Origin of the sequence: Bradyrhizobium sp. AZCC 2230, from assembly GCF_036924495.1 — a bacterium.
Lineage (GTDB): Bacteria > Pseudomonadota > Alphaproteobacteria > Rhizobiales > Xanthobacteraceae > Bradyrhizobium > Bradyrhizobium rifense.
The window spans coordinates 8,259,184-8,273,886 of sequence record NZ_JAZHRS010000001.1; the positions used below are offsets into that span (position 1 = coordinate 8,259,184).

At 64.3% G+C, this 14,703-nt stretch carries 18 protein-coding genes and 1 tRNA gene; 5 read left to right on the forward strand and 14 right to left on the reverse strand.

What is annotated here, in order from left to right:
* Nucleotides 1-56: 56 nt before the first annotated feature.
* The 3 genes from V1280_RS39345 to V1280_RS39355 are packed head-to-tail and all read right to left on the reverse strand — an operon-like array spanning nt 57 to nt 1,415.
* On the reverse strand, nt 57-434 hold the full coding sequence (locus V1280_RS39345; protein ID WP_334535963.1) for a TIGR02301 family protein: 378 nt from the start codon (nt 432-434) through the stop codon (nt 57-59).
* Nucleotides 435-480: 46 nt separating this feature from the next.
* Nucleotides 481-915 carry an NUDIX hydrolase gene (locus tag V1280_RS39350; RefSeq protein ID WP_334535964.1) on the reverse strand — a complete coding sequence of 145 codons (435 nt, stop codon included), beginning with the start codon at nt 913-915 and terminating at the stop codon, nt 481-483.
* Nucleotides 916-917: 2 nt separating this feature from the next.
* Nucleotides 918-1,415: a hypothetical protein gene (locus tag V1280_RS39355; protein WP_334535965.1), complete on the reverse strand. Its 498-nt coding sequence runs from the start codon at nt 1,413-1,415 to the stop codon at nt 918-920.
* Between the two features lie 63 nt (nt 1,416-1,478).
* On the opposite strand from V1280_RS39355, the gene V1280_RS39360 reads away from it, so the two are divergent.
* On the forward strand, nt 1,479-2,237 hold the full coding sequence (locus tag V1280_RS39360; RefSeq protein WP_334535966.1) for an SOS response-associated peptidase: 759 nt from the start codon (nt 1,479-1,481) through the stop codon (nt 2,235-2,237).
* A gap of 120 nt (nt 2,238-2,357) precedes the next feature.
* On the opposite strand, the gene V1280_RS39365 is transcribed toward V1280_RS39360, so the two are convergent.
* From V1280_RS39365 to V1280_RS39390, 6 genes are all read right to left on the reverse strand, one after another.
* Nucleotides 2,358-3,551 (reverse strand): CaiB/BaiF CoA transferase family protein, encoded by a 1,194-nt coding sequence (locus V1280_RS39365; RefSeq protein ID WP_334535967.1) that lies wholly within the window; start codon nt 3,549-3,551, stop codon nt 2,358-2,360.
* Between the two features lie 34 nt (nt 3,552-3,585).
* Nucleotides 3,586-4,515, reverse strand: coding sequence for a glycine/sarcosine/betaine reductase selenoprotein B family protein (locus V1280_RS39370; protein WP_334535968.1), 930 nt, complete (start codon nt 4,513-4,515; stop codon nt 3,586-3,588).
* Between the two features lie 103 nt (nt 4,516-4,618).
* Entirely contained in the window at nt 4,619-5,200 is a 582-nt protein-coding gene (locus tag V1280_RS39375) for an NUDIX domain-containing protein (protein WP_334535970.1), read from the reverse strand.
* 20 nt (nt 5,201-5,220) lie between these two features.
* Nucleotides 5,221-5,658 carry a GNAT family acetyltransferase gene (locus V1280_RS39380; protein WP_334535972.1) on the reverse strand — a complete coding sequence of 146 codons (438 nt, stop codon included), beginning with the start codon at nt 5,656-5,658 and terminating at the stop codon, nt 5,221-5,223.
* Nucleotides 5,655-7,082, reverse strand: coding sequence for an FAD-binding oxidoreductase (locus V1280_RS39385; RefSeq protein ID WP_334535973.1), 1,428 nt, complete (start codon nt 7,080-7,082; stop codon nt 5,655-5,657). Before V1280_RS39385 ends, V1280_RS39380 begins: the two co-directional genes overlap by 4 nt.
* A gap of 22 nt (nt 7,083-7,104) precedes the next feature.
* Complete coding sequence (locus tag V1280_RS39390; protein ID WP_334535974.1) at nt 7,105-8,094, reverse strand: L-threonylcarbamoyladenylate synthase; 990 nt, start codon at nt 8,092-8,094, stop codon at nt 7,105-7,107.
* Nucleotides 8,095-8,162: 68 nt separating this feature from the next.
* Between V1280_RS39390 and V1280_RS39395 the strand changes: the two genes are divergently transcribed.
* Together V1280_RS39395 and V1280_RS46950 are read left to right on the forward strand one after the other, a co-directional pair.
* A tRNA-Pro gene (locus tag V1280_RS39395) sits at nt 8,163-8,239 on the forward strand.
* Nucleotides 8,240-8,458: 219 nt separating this feature from the next.
* Nucleotides 8,459-8,893, forward strand: a complete 435-nt coding sequence (locus tag V1280_RS46950; RefSeq protein ID WP_442895189.1) for a DUF5343 domain-containing protein — start codon at nt 8,459-8,461, stop codon at nt 8,891-8,893.
* A gap of 353 nt (nt 8,894-9,246) precedes the next feature.
* Here V1280_RS46950 and V1280_RS39400 read toward each other — a convergent pair whose 3' ends face one another.
* From V1280_RS39400 to V1280_RS39420, 5 genes are all read right to left on the reverse strand, one after another.
* Nucleotides 9,247-9,549, reverse strand: a complete 303-nt coding sequence (locus tag V1280_RS39400; protein WP_334535976.1) for a hypothetical protein — start codon at nt 9,547-9,549, stop codon at nt 9,247-9,249.
* Nucleotides 9,550-9,710: 161 nt separating this feature from the next.
* Entirely contained in the window at nt 9,711-10,034 is a 324-nt protein-coding gene (locus tag V1280_RS39405; RefSeq protein WP_334535978.1) for a hypothetical protein, read from the reverse strand.
* Nucleotides 10,035-10,255: 221 nt separating this feature from the next.
* Nucleotides 10,256-10,903 carry a helix-turn-helix transcriptional regulator gene (locus V1280_RS39410; RefSeq protein WP_334535980.1) on the reverse strand — a complete coding sequence of 216 codons (648 nt, stop codon included), beginning with the start codon at nt 10,901-10,903 and terminating at the stop codon, nt 10,256-10,258.
* Nucleotides 10,904-11,047: 144 nt separating this feature from the next.
* Complete coding sequence (locus tag V1280_RS39415) at nt 11,048-12,055, reverse strand: GlxA family transcriptional regulator (RefSeq protein WP_334535981.1); 1,008 nt, start codon at nt 12,053-12,055, stop codon at nt 11,048-11,050.
* Between the two features lie 197 nt (nt 12,056-12,252).
* Nucleotides 12,253-12,477 carry a hypothetical protein gene (locus V1280_RS39420; protein ID WP_148776162.1) on the reverse strand — a complete coding sequence of 75 codons (225 nt, stop codon included), beginning with the start codon at nt 12,475-12,477 and terminating at the stop codon, nt 12,253-12,255.
* Between the two features lie 251 nt (nt 12,478-12,728).
* On the opposite strand from V1280_RS39420, the gene V1280_RS39425 reads away from it, so the two are divergent.
* Entirely contained in the window at nt 12,729-13,688 is a 960-nt protein-coding gene (locus tag V1280_RS39425) for an N-carbamoyl-D-amino-acid hydrolase (protein WP_334535982.1), read from the forward strand.
* Nucleotides 13,689-14,054: 366 nt separating this feature from the next.
* Nucleotides 14,055-14,675, forward strand: a complete 621-nt coding sequence (locus V1280_RS39430) for a TetR/AcrR family transcriptional regulator (RefSeq protein ID WP_442895190.1) — start codon at nt 14,055-14,057, stop codon at nt 14,673-14,675.
* Nucleotides 14,676-14,703 lie beyond the last annotated feature (28 nt).

The window sequence follows — 14,703 nt, forward strand, 5'->3', positions numbered from 1 at the left end:
GCCGCGCAATGGATTCCGGGTTCGCGCTACGCGCGCCCCGGAATGACGGAGAATGTCTAGTTCGCGTAGCGCGCCGTGAGATCGCGCGAGATTTTCGAGCCTTCCTCGATGTAACGGCGGATTGCCACCGTCGCGGCCGGCGTGCAGCTCCGGTAGGTCTGCTGAAAACCGTTATAGCCGCGGTTGAAGGCCGCGATCATGCGGGTGCGGCGCTCGCCGGCGGGGGTTTCGGCATCGATCAGCGCCTGCATCTCGCTGCGCCATTTGTCGCCCTCGTTGGTGCCGCAGATGCCGCGCAGATAGTGCAGGCCGCCAAGGACCTCGGCCAGCCGCTGCAAATCGGCGTCGAACGGCGCCGCCACGTCCTGGGCCCGGGCGGGCGCGGAAACGCAGGCGAGAATCAGGACAAAAATGGCCAGAAATCGCGTCGACATCGGCGGGCTGTATGCCCCCTCAGGGCTGATGACGCAAGGCGGGCGCTCAGGGGCCGATCAGCCGGTGGGCGGACTGGATGATCTCCTCCAGCCCCCCGGTCAGCTTGAGGTCGCCGAGGCTGCCCAGAGCGTCCGGGTCGATCCAGCGGTAATCGTCGAGCTCGTCGTTCAGGGCGGGTTCCCTGGCCACCCAGCGGGCGGCAAAGGACATGATCAAATAATGGCCGGCACCGGGTGCGGCCGGCAGCACCTCGCGCCAGCCGGCAAGGCTGACGATCTCGATCTCCAGCCCGGTCTCCTCGTCAACCTCGCGGCTCAGCGCCTGGTGAAGTGATTCGCCGAATTCGACCCGGCCACCGGGCAGCGAATAGAACCCCTTGGCGGGCGAGCGGGCGCGGCGGGTCAGCAGCACCTTGCCGTCGCGGAAGATGGCCGCGCTGACCGCGATCTGGGGACGGGTGGGCTGGACAACGGCGGACACGCTCAATTCGCCATGATGGTGTCGACGTCGGCTTCCGCGCCGCCATTGATGATGCCGCCGCAGGCCGCGATCAGCGGCTTGACCCAGAGGGTGGCCTGCTCGGCGAGCCGGACGCGGGTCGTGTCCTTCTCGACCTCCCGCATGGCCGAGCCGACCGCGGTCAGGATCGAGGTCATGGTGTCGGTGATGTGGTCGAACTGGGTTCGCACGTTCGGCTCGGCCTTTTCATAGGCTTCGATTGCCAGATCCCGTGCCTTGAAATTCGAGGCGGTAAAATGCTCGGCATAGGACAGCGGTGACCAGGTCAAAAAGTCCTCGGCGCATTCCGGCATGTCCGGGACCATTTCCAGAAGCATCACGGCTTCATTGAAATGGTTGAGATAGTCTGTGGCAAGCCCGGTCCGCGGATTGATATTGGCCACGCGCAGCCGCTCGGCCCAGGCCGCGGCCTCGGGGCCCGTCTGTGCGCGCGTCGCGGGTTGGGAGGCCGTTGAGCTCATCCGCCGCAGTGTTAGCGTTCTGGGTTAAAAGGACCTGAACGGACCCTATATAGAACCCCTGAGATGTGTGGACGCTTCGTCATAACTTCGGCCCCCGAGGCTTTGCGGCAACTGTTCGGCTATATCGAGCAGCCGAATTTCCCGCCCCTGTACAATGTCGCGCCGACGCAACCGATTCCGGTGGTGCTGGTCGAGAATGGCGCGCGCCATTTTCGTCTGATGCGCTGGGGTCTGCTGCCTGGCTGGGTCAAGGACCCCAAAGGCTTTACGCTCCTGATCAACGCCCGCTCCGAGACAGTGCTGGAGAAGCCCGCGTTCAAGCGAGCGATTCGCCGGCGGCGCGCGCTGATCCCCGCCGACGGCTATTACGAATGGAAGGCGATCGACGGCCGCAAGCAGCCGTTCTTCATCCATCACGCCGACGGTGCGCCGCTCAGCTTCGCCGCAGTGTTCGAGACCTGGATCGGGCCGAACGGCGAGGAGCTCGACACGGTAGCGATCGTCACCGCGGCGGCTGGCGAGGATCTCGCGAGCTTGCATGACCGTGTGCCCGTCACCATCAGCCCGCGCGATTTCGAGCGCTGGCTCGATTGCCGCAGCGACGAGGTCGATTCGATCCTGCCGCTGATGACGGCCCCGCGCCTCGGTGAGTTCGTCTGGCACCCGGTCTCCACCCGCGTCAACCGCGTCGCCAATGACGACGATCAGCTGCTCTTGCCGATCAGCGCGGAGGAGATGGAGGCTGAGGCTGCGAAGCCAAAGAAGGTGGTGCGGAAGGTTGCTGCTGCGTCATCAGATGACGGGCAGGGGTCGTTGTTTTGAAGACGGTGCCGTAGGGTGGGCAAAGCGAAGCGTGCCCACGCATTTTTCGCGATCGAGAGAGGTGGTGGGCACGGCGCGTTGCGCCTTTGCCCACCCTACGGCAGCGGAGTGTGAGGCGGCTTACACAATCTCCCTTGCCCTTAACGCCGCGATCTCCGCCGCATCGAACCCCAGCTCGCCCAGCACCGAATCTGTATCCGCACCCAATTCCGGCGCCATGCGATCGAGCTTGCCGCCGCCATGGGCGAGCTTGAATCCGCTGCCGGCAAAGCGCAGGCGGCCGTAGGGCGTGTCCAGTTCTTGAATGGCGCCTCGCGCGGCAATCTGCGGATGGTCGATGACCTCCTCGATCTTCCAGATGCTGGCGCAGGGCGCGCCGGCGTCTTCCAGTAAGGTCTCCCATTCGCGCGCAGGCTTTGCGGCGAGCGCCTCCTCGATGATGGCACGCAGCGCGGGCTCGTTCTCGTTACGCGAAAACCAGTCGGCGAAGCGCGGATCGGACAGCGTGTCCTCGCGGCCGAGCGCGGCCATCAGCGCGCGGTATTGTTTTTCGTTGTTGACGGCGAGCAGGATGTGGCCGTCACCGCATTTGAACAAATTCGCGGTGGTCCGGCGGCTCACCGCCTGATTGCCGGAGAGCTGCTGGCGATGGCCGGCGACCGACCAGTCCGCGATTTGTCCCGACAGAAACGCCATCGTCGCCTCCAGCATGGAGACGTCGATGAGCTGGCCCTTGCCGGTGCGGTCGCGCTGGTAGAGCGCGCTCGACACGCCGAACGCAGCCGTCGCGCCCGAGAGCACGTCGCAGACCGCAAAGCCCGCGCGCGTCGGCCCTGTTTCCGGATGCCCCGTGATCGCCATGATGCCCGACAGCGCCTGCATCTTGCCGTCATACCCGGGCCGCAACCGATCCGGGCCGGTCTGGCCGAAACCGGACACTGCGCAATAGATCAGCTTCGGATTGATCGCCGAGAGCGCCTCATAGCCGATGCCGAGCTTGTCCATCACGCCGGGGCGAAAGTTTTCCATGACGACGTCGACGGTCGCGGCGAGCTTCTTCACGATCGCGATCGCATCCGGCTTTTGCAGATCCAGCGTCAGGCTGCGCTTGTTGCCGTTGATGGCCTGGAAGGCGGGCGCCAGCCCGCGTTCGGCCCATTCGCGGGACAGCGGCGTGCGGCGCATGTCCTCGCCCTCGCGCCGCTCGACCTTGATGACGTCGGCACCCAGCAACGCGAGCTGGTAGCTCGCATAGGGACCGGCCAGCACTTGCGTGAAGTCCAGGATCTTCACGCCCTCGAACGGTCGCGTCACGTCTCTCTCCCTTGTTTTATTTGATCGGAGGACGTCAGGCGGCCCGATTGCCGCGCGCGATCTCCTTTTGCTTGTCGAATTCGGCGCGGCGGCGTGCCAGCTCTTCGGGGCTCATTTGTGCGACGTTGTTGTAGTCGAGCTTCCAGCAGGCGTCCTCGCTCCAGCGCAGCGGCGACTGCATCGTGGTCTGCGGGCCGCTTGCGGTCTCCAGCAGTTTCAGCGCCAGCTCCAGCGTCTGTGCTTGCGAACCAACGTCGTGTGGCTTGCCGGCGGAATTGCCGAGCGGGAAGTCCGAGAACAAAAAGCGCGGCACGGCGGCGTGCTCGATGATATCCTTGGCGCACCCCATGATCACGGTCGGAATGCCGTTGGCCTCGAGATGCCGCGCCACCAAAGCGGTGGTCTGGTGGCAGACCGGGCAGTTCGGCACCAGCACGGCGACGTCGACCTTGTCGGCAATGCAGCGCGCCAAAATCTCCGGCGCGTCCGTGTCCAGCGTGACACGATGGCTGCGGTTGGTCGGCGCGCCGAAGAAGCGCTGGCTCACCTCGCCGATCCGGCCCGCCGCGCGCGCCTTCAAGAGCTGCGGCAGCGGAAACCAGGTGCCGTTGTCGGTGGCGATGGTGTGCTTGCGGTCGTAGCCGATGTGCGAGATGCGCAAATCGTGTTGCTTCGCCGTGTCGCCGTCATAGACCTGATAGAACTTTGCGCTGCCATTATACGCCGCGCCCGGCCCTTGATCGCCCTTGGTCGGATCGTAGGGCGCAGCCGTGGTAATGATCGTCACCCGAGATTGCGCCAGCGGCTTCTTCAGCTTCTGGAACGGGGCCTCGGTGTAGTGCGCCCAGCGATACGCGGTGGTGTAGCCGATCGCGGCGTAATAATCCCGCGTGCGCTGCATATAGGGGACGGGGGCATCGTAGTCGGGTGCAAAGCCGAATTCGTCGTCGCGCGGAGCGGACATGGGCGCGTCTCCTGGTTCTTGTTGAGAGGCAGACTAGAGATAGTCGGCGGTTTGCTCAACAGGCGCCACGGCCGCGCAGGTCAGAATTGCCGCCGCGGCGGGGCTACTTGAAAATATGCAGCGCCGCGTATTGCAGCAGCATGATCGCCTTTGCGTCGATGATGCGGCCGTCGGCGATCATCGCCAAAGCCTCGTCGATGCCGAGCTCCAGCACCTCGATGTCCTCGCCTTCGTGCTCCAGGCCGCCGCCGGCGCTGACGCGCATCTCCGGCTCGTATTCGGCGACGAAGAAATGTATTTTTTCAGTCACCGCGCCCGGGCTCATGAAGGCCTCGAACACCTTGTGGACGTCGTGCAGGCGATAGCCGGTTTCCTCCTCGGCCTCGGCGCGGATGCGCACCTCGGGCGCGGCGTCGTCCAGCACGCCGGCGGCGGCCTCGATCAGCAGGTCGTCATAGCCGCGGATGAAGGCCGGCAGGCGGAACTGGCGCACCAGGATCACGCTGCGCTGGGCGCGATTGTAGGGCAGCACGGCGGCGGCATTGTCGCGCTCATAGGTCTCGCGCTTTTGCGTCTGCCATTCGCCATTGCCGCGGCGATAGTCGAACGCCGTGGTCTTCAGCGTGGTCCAGCCGTCCGAGAGCACGCGGACATCCTTGATGCGGACGCGGTCGGAAATGGTCATTGCTGTCTTCCGGGTGAGAGCTAACGGGGCTGTTCGCGGCCGTCGAGCCACTTCTGGAACATCACCGAGGTCGATTCCTCGAAGCCGAGCGACTGGTAGAACGCATTGGCCTGCGCATTCTCGCGCCGGACCAGCAGCTGAAGCTTTGCTATGCCGGCGGCGCGCAACCAGTCTTCGGCGGCGGCCATGATCGCCCGGCCATAGCCGCGCTCGCGGCCATCGGGATCGACCGCAACGTAGTAGATCCAGCCACGATGACCGTCATGGCCGACCATGGCGGTCGCGACGATCGCGCCAGCCTCGCGTCCGATCAGGATGGTGGAATTGTCGCGCCGCCGCGCCAATGCGATGTCGGCATGCGGATCGTTCCACGGCCGCGTCAGGCCGCAGCGCTGCCACAGCGCAACGACGTTCTCGAGATCGGCATCCCTGATCGCGTCGATTGCAATAGCGCTCACAGTACTTTCCCCGGATTCATGATGGCATGCGGATCGAGTATCGCCTTGATCGCGCGCATCAGCTCGATCGCGGTCTTGTCCTTGACCTCGGGCAGCTCGTCGCGCTTGAGCACGCCGATGCCGTGCTCGGCCGAGATCGAGCCGCCCATGCGCAGCACGATCTCGAAGACAACAGCGTTCATCTCGTGCCAGCGCGCCAGATAATCCGCGGTGTCGGCGCCGATCGGTTGGCTGACATTGTAGTGCAGATTGCCGTCGCCGAGATGGCCGAACGGCACCGGCCGCGCGCCGGGGATCAGCTTCACCACGGCGGCGTTGGCTTCCTCGATGAAGGCGGGCACGGTGGCAACAGGCACCGAGATGTCGTGCTTGATCGAGCCGCCCTCGGGCTTCTGTGCCGACGACATTTCTTCGCGCAGCTTCCAGAAGTTGCCGCGCTGGGTAAGGTTGGCCGCGATCACGGCGTCGTCGACGATTTCTTCCTCCATGGCGCGGGCCAGGATCGTCTCCAGCGGCGTGCGGGCGTCGTCGCTCGGAGAGGACAATTCCATCAGCACGTACCAGGGATGCTTCTCGGCAAGCGGATCGCGGACGTCGATGCCGTGGCGGACGGAAAAGTCGACCGCCATCTCAGAGAGCAGCTCAAAGCTCGTCAGCGCGTTCGCAGCTTCGCTCTGTGCGATCGTCAGCAGGTTTAGCGCTGCCGCCGGCGATTTCAGCCCGACATAGGCCGTCTCGACCGCCCGCGGCTTCGGAAACAGTTTTAATGTCGCCGCGGTGATGATGCCGAGCGTGCCTTCCGCGCCGATGAAGAGGTTGTGCAGATTGTAGCCGGTGTTGTCCTTCTTCAGCTTCGAGAGCACGTTGAGCACGCGCCCGTCGGCGAGCACGACCTCCAGCCCCAGCGCCATCTCGCGCGCCACGCCATAGGCAAGCGCGGCGGTGCCGCCGGCGTTGGTCGAGAGATTGCCGCCGATGGTGCAGCTTCCTTCCGCGCCGAGCGACAGCGGAAACAGCCGGTCGACGTCGGATGCCTTCTGCTGCGCGATCTGAAGCACCACGCCGGCCTCGCAGGTCATGGTGTTGGAGGCGGTGTCGACCTCGCGGATCTTGTCGAGCCGGCGCAGCGACACCACCACCTCGCCATTATGCGGCGTCTGTCCGCCGACGAGGCCGGTGTTGCCGCCCTGCGGCACCAGCGCGATCTTGTGTTCGGAAGCGAGTTTGCAAATCGCGGACACCTCAGCCGTCGAGCCCGGACGCAGCACCAGCGGCGAGCGGCCGTGGAACAGATTGCGCTCCTCGGTGACGTAAGCCTGGATATCGGCTGCATCCGTGATCGCGTGCTTCTCGCCGACGATCTTGCGGAATTGGTCGATCAGCTCGGGCGCAAGCGGCGGGGTGGCGGATTGATTGATGTTCATTGTCTCGTCTCTACTTCCACTCTTATCGCGCAACCGCGGCCCGGCGCAGCCGGTCGTTGATCGCTTCGCCCAAACCATCCTCAGGGATCGTCATCACCGCGATCGCGCGTGGGCTCTTCGCGTCGAGAGTGCGAAGATAGCCGAACAGATTGGCGGCGGCTTCATCGAGATCAGCCGCGGGCGACAAATTCATGACAGCGGCGGCAGCCTCCTGGCCGGGCACGCGATCAGGCCCGAACGCCAGCAGCGCTTCGCCGGGTGCCACGTCTTGCGCGCCCAGCCTGACGGTTGCGCGGGGCGCGTAATGCGAGGCCATCATGCCTGGCGCCAGCGGCTGGCTGTCGCCGCTCTCGGCCTCCACCGGCGGCCGGCCTAAGGGCATGCCGAGCACGGCCTCAATCCGTTCGCGCGACAGTCCGCCCGGCCTCAGCAGCATCGGCGCCTCGAAGCAGCCAACGATGGTCGATTCGACGCCGACCGCGACCGGTCCGCCGTCGACGATCAGGTCGATACGTCCCGCAAGATCGCTCTCGACATGAGCCGCCAAGGTTGGCGAGACGTGGCCGGAGATATTTGCCGACGGCGCCACCACCGCCCCGCCAAAGGCGCGCAAAATGGCTTCGGCCACCGGGTGGGCGGGAATGCGGATCGCGACGGTGTCGAGGCCCGCAGTGGCAAGATCGGCCACCGGGCAATTTTCCGTCTTCGGCACCACCAGCGTCAGCGGCCCCGGCCAGAACGCCTCGGCAAGCCTCAGCGCGCGCACATCGAACCGTCCGATCCGCCGCGCGGCCGCGAGGTCGGCGACATGGGCGATCAGCGGATTGAAGGCCGGCCGGCCCTTGGCGGCATAGAGATGGGCGATCGCGGTGGCGTTCGCCGCGTCCGCGCCGAGCCCGTAGACCGTCTCGGTCGGGAACGCGACCAGCCCGCCGGCGGCCAAAATCCGGGCGGCAGCTTCCGCGCCGGCCTGGCCGGCCGGCAAAACCTGTGTTTCAAGACCTGTTTTCACAGGGATAAAATTCCTCATCTCGGCCGCTTGCGGTGCGCCAAACCCGACGCTATAAGCCGGCCTCTTGTCGGAGTGTGGCTCAGCCCGGTAGAGCACTGCGTTCGGGACGCAGGGGTCGCAGGTTCGAATCCTGCCACTCCGACCAAGATTTCCTTATCATTCAATGACTTAGAAATTTGACCGAGCGCTGTGCTCGCGCTTCGCGGTATTCCTACGGTACGCCTACCGCACTGCACGCTAAGCGATACTGCGCCATCCTCTTTGGTGTCGCATTTAGCAGCGACACGTCCGATTTCCAAATTGACTCCATGCCGTTGTAGAGCAAGTTGTGCTCCACCATTCGTTGTCCATGAAAGGGGGCTTCATGGCGTTGCCTGATGTCTACGTCCAAGTCTACGGTCAATTGCCTGACCTATTTAAGAGATTATCGGACGGGCAAGCGCCCGATAAATTTACGGTTCAGTACCTCAAGGACTTGGGCTTTCAATCCACGAATCATCGCGCGGTCATTCCGTTGCTGAAGTCGCTCGACTTCTTGTCAGCTGATGGAGCCCCTACTGCACGCTATCATGCTTACCGAGATCAGAGTCAGTCGCGAAAGATAATGGGCCAAGCAGTCCGCGAGGCCTATTCGGACCTTTTCACAATCAAAGCCCATCCGACCGACGCAGACCGCCCCCTCATCGAGGGGAAGTTCAAGAGCGCGCACAATACGAGCGAGCGGGTAGCTACTCCTACCCCCGCAGTTTCTGCGTCTGTTCGCGTGTTTTCGTTAGGTCGACTTCAAATAGATAAATGATTTAGGACAGCGTCGCAAAGTTCGGGACGAGGGGTCGCAGGTTCGAATCCTGCCACTCCGACCATTATTCCAAAAGTTGACGTTTTCCAGAGGCTTGTTCCAGAGGCTTGGCGGACCGGCCGCCAGCGCCTCGGGAGCGCCTTTTTGCAACGATTTTCGGGGCGGGTCCACGGCCGATTTGGTCGGGCAGGGCGGCCTGAGCCCGCGGCATGGCTCGCGGATTTCTAACGCTCGCGGTCAATGACGTCTCGCGGATCGCGCCGGGCCCGGATCCCTAACTCTGATCGGTGTTCATCCAACGCAAACGGCGCGGCCGAGATCGACCGCGCCGTTGTGATCTTCAGGACTGGGCCTCAGTACGCATTGGGTGCGTAAGCCGGTGCCGGTGCGCCCCAGCGGGGCTCGTCATATCCGTAGCCGGGCCCCCAATTGCCGTAGGTGTTGGCTTGATGCCAACCACCGATGGGACGGCATTGACCGACGCCGGCCATCAACTGGCCGCCGTTCATGGCCGGACCGGCGGCGCCGACAGCGTCTCCGCCCGGTGGGGTGCACCCACCCGGACCGCGTCCCGCGGCGAGGCTGGGGCTGGCTGCCGCGAGCGGCAAAATCGCGGCCATCAGTGCGGCCGCGGTCACAAGTTTCATACGTGTCATGGTTGTCTCTGTGTCTGGTTTCGACAGCAGGCCAATTCCCTGCTGCCTTCAGGCGTTCCTTGCGGGCGGATCCCGATTTCGCGAGCAAAACAAGGGTTTGTTTCAAGTTCGCGGCATACCGTGATCCATTCACGCGAGTGTGTCCTCGCGAGCGCGCGCCATCATCTGCGCGTCACCAGCACGCCCAGCAAAAACGCAACCATCAGCGACGGCAGCGGGGCCTCTCGCACCATGCCTCGGACGATGTCCGGCCAGCGCGGCTCGGGGACCAGTTTCGGCGACCTGATTTCGGCCGCCGGCGTGATGCCCCACTCTGACGCGAGCTCGGCGATCTCGCTCGAGGCCAAGCGCACGCCGTCGCGGACGCGGAAGATCGCGGCGTCTGCGCGTTCGCGCGGTGCAAGCATCACCGTCGCGATCGCCGTGCGCAACGTCATCTCGCCAAAGCCCTGCAGCCTCACCGATTCCTCGGGGTCGGACGTCATGCGAATTTCCTCACAGCGCGAAATGGTGCGCGATGGCGAAGGCTGCCGTCGCGCACAGGACCAGCGTGGAAACCGCGCCGGCCACACCGCGCGCGAGATGGGCTCGCGTCAGATGCCTGGTCATGATTTTGCTCCATGCTCTCCATGGAAAATGGCGGGGCTGCGCGTTGGTTCCTGGGATCCCGGCCGAATCGTCCGCGACGATCAGCTCGATGCCACCCTCAAGCCCCGCAATCGTCCCCGCGCACGGACCGCAGCGCCGAGAGCAGGCCCACCAGCTCCGCCTGGCCGCGGACGCCGGTCTTGGCGAAGACGCGGCGCAGATGGGTCTTGACCGTATTCCGCGAAATCTCGAGCCGGATCCCGATGGTGGACACGGAATGGCCGAGCGAGGCCTGCAGCGCGACCTGCGCCTCCGCCCTGGTCAGCTTGTAGGCGTCCATGATCCATTGCGGCGGCAGCGCCGGCGGCCGGGCCGGATCGAGCATGAAGATGATCGCCGCGCTGTCGTGATCCCCGAGCTTCGCGAAGCTGTCGAGGGTGCGGCCCTGCGCCGGCGTCACCAGGATGGTGATGAGGCGCCCGTCGCCCGGATGGGGGATGGCCATGGTGCCGCCGGGCGCGCCTGATAGCGCCGAGCGGGTCATGCGGTCGAATTGCCGTGCCGAGGCCGGCCATGCGCTCGACAGCGTCCGGCCGCGTAGCGCCAGCGCGCCGTCATTCGTCATGGCACGGAAGGCCTTGTTGGCAAATTGAACGTGGAGCCTGCGATCGAGCAGGGCCACGCCGGCCGAGAGATGGTCCAGAACCGCCGGTACGGCGTGAAAATCGATATCTGGAAATAGATTTACAATTTCACGGGTGCGCATTTCGCATGCGCTCCTTTCGGCGCCGCGACGTGCGGCGGGGCAATGTCGCGATTAAACAACTAAAGGTGCGCGACGGCCACCGTACCGCGTGTGCAGTCCCGGCCAAAGATGGACTAAATCCGGCCAAAGATTGCAACCGGAAGTTTAAATGACGTCGCGCGCCGCTTCGCTCTTCTGAAACTGCGCCCGATACCATTGCGGTGTCACACCGAGCTGACGGACGAAGGCGCGCCGCAGGCTGTGCACGGAGCCGAAGCCGCACCGTTTTGCGACAGTCTGGGCGGGAAGGTCAGTGTCCTCGATTTGACGCCGGGCCTCGTCGAGACGGATCCGCTCGACATATTCGCGCGGTGTCTCGTGAAGCTCGTCGACGAACAGCCGGCGAAAATTCCGCTCGCTCATCCCGACATGGGCCGCGAGCGCCTCGGCGCTGAGGTCCTCGGCGAGGTGCGCGAGTGCCCATTCCTGCGCCTTGCGGAGGGCGGGAACCGCGCTGAACTGTGCCTGGAGATGCGTCGAGAACTGTGATTGTCCGCCCGGGCGCTTCAGGAACACCACCAGGCTGCGGGCCACGCGCAGCGCAAAGGTTCGCCCGTGATCTTCCTCGATCAAGGCAAGGGCGAGATCGATCCCGGCGGTGATGCCCGCGGACGTATAGGTCTGGCCATCGCGCACGAAAATGCTGTCGATATCGAGCGTCGTTGCCGGATAATTCTGCGCGAAAGACGGCGCCAGCGCCCAGTGCGTGGTCGCGCGTTTGCCGTCGAGAAGGCCGGCCGCAGCAAGCGGAAAAGCGCCGGTGCAGATCGAGCCGTGCCGTCGCGCGCGCGGGGCCGCTTCGCGCAGCCAGCCGGTCAGCGCCGGGTCGCGCAGCGCGGCGACGTGGCCATATCCGCCCGCGACCAGAAGCGTGTCGATCGGGCCAGCGAGATCGGCGAGCGCGGCGTTGGGCAGAATCGAAAACCCCAGCGATGTCGTGATCGGATCGGTGGTCACAGCGGCGACCGACAGACGGTACAGGCCGCGCCCGGCCAGCGCGTTCGCCATGGCGAAAGCTTCCAGCGGGCCGCACACATCCATCGCCATGATGTCCGGATAGACGAGAACGACGATGTGGCGTTCAGGGCTGGCCGAAGCAGCGGGCGTGCTCATGGCTTGGTCAATTTCTGCGATGTACGGTCACGATCTTGCAATCTCACGATCTTGCAATCGGTGTTCCGCCATCGCGAAGACGAGCGCGCGCTCGCTCCCGAGACGTGCAGGTACCTAATGAACGTCCAAGATGTGGCTGGATTGTGCACAAAGCCGGGCGCGCTGCGGATCACGAATCCGTTGCGGCCTGCCGCTGTCTATTTCCGCAGCAATTCCCGCAACGCCGCCGTCGCCTCGGCGCAGCGGATGTCGTCGATCTCCCGCGAAAGGCTGAGCGCGCTCGATTTCAGCTCCTCCACCTTCCAGCTTTCGGGATGCTGGCTTTCGAGCTGATTCAGTCGCTTGTTCAAATCGTCCAATCTGGACTGAAGCTGCCCGATGCTGGCGGCTCCATTCACGTTCCAAACGCGCTGTGCACGCATCGTCGTTCCCCTGACTTGTCTCACGGCGTTGTGAGCAGGGTTCGTGGCCGCAATGGGCGTTTCTTTTGTCCGGTCTTAGATCGTCGGGAACCGTTGCAGATTGGCAACGAAAGTTCCTGGAATACCTGAGCGCACTGGCTCATCGTGAAGCACCGGCTCCAACAGGCGCGGAATCTGCATATGCGCGACCGTCGCATGCGCGCGCACGATGTTGGGCCCGGTCACTCCGGGAGACGAACGAGGGAAGATTCGTGGCTAGAATTGTGACTGTCGCGGCCGGCCAGCTCGGCCCGATCGCAAGGACCGAGACGAGGCGTGAGGTGGTGGTGCGGCTGATGGTGTTGATGCGCCAGGCCAAGGCGAATGGCTGCGATCTGATCGTCTATCCCGAGCTCGCGCTGACCACGTTCTTTCCGCGCTGGTACTTCGAGGACCAGGCCGAAATCGACAGCTTCTTCGAGCGCGAGATGCCGGGTTCGGAGACGCAAGCCCTGTTCGATCTCGCGCGCGAGAGCGGCATCGGGTTTTGCCTCGGTTATGCCGAGCTGACGGTCGATGCTGGAAGCATCCATCGCTACAACACGTCGATCCTCGTCGACAAAAGCGGCGCCATCGTCGCGAAATACCGCAAGGTCCATCTGCCCGGTCACGCCGAGCACGAGCCCTGGCGCAAGTTTCAGCATCTGGAGAAGCGCTATTTCGAGCCGGGAAGCGGCTTCGGCGTGGTCGACGCATTCGGTGGCGTTATGGGGATGGCGATCTGCAACGACCGTCGCTGGAGCGAGACCTATCGGGTCATGGGCCTGCAGGGCGTCGAGATGGTGATGATCGGCTACAACACACCGGTGCACAATCCGCCTGCACCCGAGCATGATGATCTCTCGCTGTTCCACAATCATCTGGTGATGCAGTCGGGCGCTTACCAGAACGGCACCTTCGTGATTGGCGTCGCCAAGGCCGGCGTTGAAGAGGGCGTCGATCATATCGGCGGCAGCTGCATCATCGCGCCCTCCGGCGAGATCATCGCGCGGTGCACGACCAAGGGCGACGAGCTCGCACTCGCCCGTTGCGATCTGGATCTCTGCAATTCCTACAAGCGCACGATTTTCAATTTCGACGTTCACCGCCAGCCGCAGACCTATGGGATGATCGTCGAGCGGAAGGGCGTGGCGACCATGGCGGACGGCACGCCTGTGCAGCCGAAGGGGTGATGCGCTTGTAGCCCGGATGGAGCGAAGCCGTCACCTCATACTCCGTCATTGCGAGCGCAGCGAAGCAATCCAGAGTCTTTCCGCGGAGGGATTCTGGATTGCTTCGCTGCGCTCGCAATGACAATGAGGAGAGAGCTCAGCCAAACACTCGGGCATCGTAGGGTGGGCAAAGCGAAGCGTGCCCACGTATTTTGTGCTTCATTGCCGGAATCGTGGGCACGGCGCTTTGCACCTTTGCCCACCCTACGGCACCTCGCTCTATCGCCGTCACTCCCGCACAATGGCGAAGCCACAGCGTCATCGTCGTCAGCCCCAATCACAACCAGGTGTCTTGATTCGGAAACGATCATTTCCTATTATCCCGCAATGCAGAAGACCGCCCGCCAATCCCGGCCTGCCGCTCAGCCACCCGGCCGTCCCCGGGAGTTCGACATGGACACGGCCCTGGACGGCGCGATCCGGGTGTTTTGCGAGCGGGGCTATCATGCCACCTCGATTGGAGACCTCACTGCTGCCATGCGGCTTGCCACCGGCAGCGTCTACAAGGCGTTTTGCGACAAGCATGCTGTGTTTGTCGCTGCCTTCGAGCGCTATGTGTCGGTGCGCCGGGAGCAGACCCGCAGCGCGGCTGCGCGCGGTGCGAACGGCCGCGAGCAGCTGCGCAACGTGCTGCTGACCTATGTCGAGAACTCCCAGGGCAGTGAGGGGCGCCGTGGCTGCATCGTGGTCGGCAGCGCCGTGGAGCTGTCGGCGGTCGATCCGGTGATCCGCGCGCGCGTCACGGCGCAGCTCAAGACCAACGAAAGCTTCATCGCCGGCCTCATTCGCGAGGGACAGGCCGACGGCTCGGTTCCGGACCATGTCGAGGCCGACGACACCGCGCGGCTGATGATCTGCGTGACGCAAGGCCTGCGCGTTGTCGGCAAGGCGCGCCTGCCGCTCGACGGCGAGCGCCTGGTCGGCGTCGCGATGAAACTGCTTGCGTGATCATTTGTAAAATTAGGGAATGAATGTT

Excerpts from the sequence above, each read along its gene's own strand:
- V1280_RS39345 (WP_334535963.1), bottom strand. The coding sequence starts at position 434 with ATGTCGACGCGATTTCTGGCCATTTTTGTCCTGATTCTCGCCTGCGTT.
- V1280_RS39355 (WP_334535965.1), bottom strand. The coding sequence starts at position 1,415 with ATGAGCTCAACGGCCTCCCAACCCGCGACGCGCGCACAGACGGGCCCC.
- V1280_RS39360 (WP_334535966.1), top strand. The coding sequence starts at position 1,479 with ATGTGTGGACGCTTCGTCATAACTTCGGCCCCCGAGGCTTTGCGGCAA.
- V1280_RS39370 (WP_334535968.1), bottom strand. The coding sequence starts at position 4,515 with ATGTCCGCTCCGCGCGACGACGAATTCGGCTTTGCACCCGACTACGAT.
- V1280_RS39375 (WP_334535970.1), bottom strand. The coding sequence starts at position 5,200 with ATGACCATTTCCGACCGCGTCCGCATCAAGGATGTCCGCGTGCTCTCG.
- V1280_RS39385 (WP_334535973.1), bottom strand. The coding sequence starts at position 7,082 with ATGAACATCAATCAATCCGCCACCCCGCCGCTTGCGCCCGAGCTGATC.
- V1280_RS46950 (WP_442895189.1), top strand. The coding sequence starts at position 8,459 with ATGGCGTTGCCTGATGTCTACGTCCAAGTCTACGGTCAATTGCCTGAC.
- V1280_RS39400 (WP_334535976.1), bottom strand. The coding sequence starts at position 9,549 with ATGACACGTATGAAACTTGTGACCGCGGCCGCACTGATGGCCGCGATT.
- V1280_RS39405 (WP_334535978.1), bottom strand. The coding sequence starts at position 10,034 with ATGACGTCCGACCCCGAGGAATCGGTGAGGCTGCAGGGCTTTGGCGAG.
- V1280_RS39410 (WP_334535980.1), bottom strand. The coding sequence starts at position 10,903 with ATGCGCACCCGTGAAATTGTAAATCTATTTCCAGATATCGATTTTCAC.
- V1280_RS39415 (WP_334535981.1), bottom strand. The coding sequence starts at position 12,055 with ATGAGCACGCCCGCTGCTTCGGCCAGCCCTGAACGCCACATCGTCGTT.
- V1280_RS39420 (WP_148776162.1), bottom strand. The coding sequence starts at position 12,477 with ATGCGTGCACAGCGCGTTTGGAACGTGAATGGAGCCGCCAGCATCGGG.
- V1280_RS39430 (WP_442895190.1), top strand. The coding sequence starts at position 14,055 with ATGCAGAAGACCGCCCGCCAATCCCGGCCTGCCGCTCAGCCACCCGGC.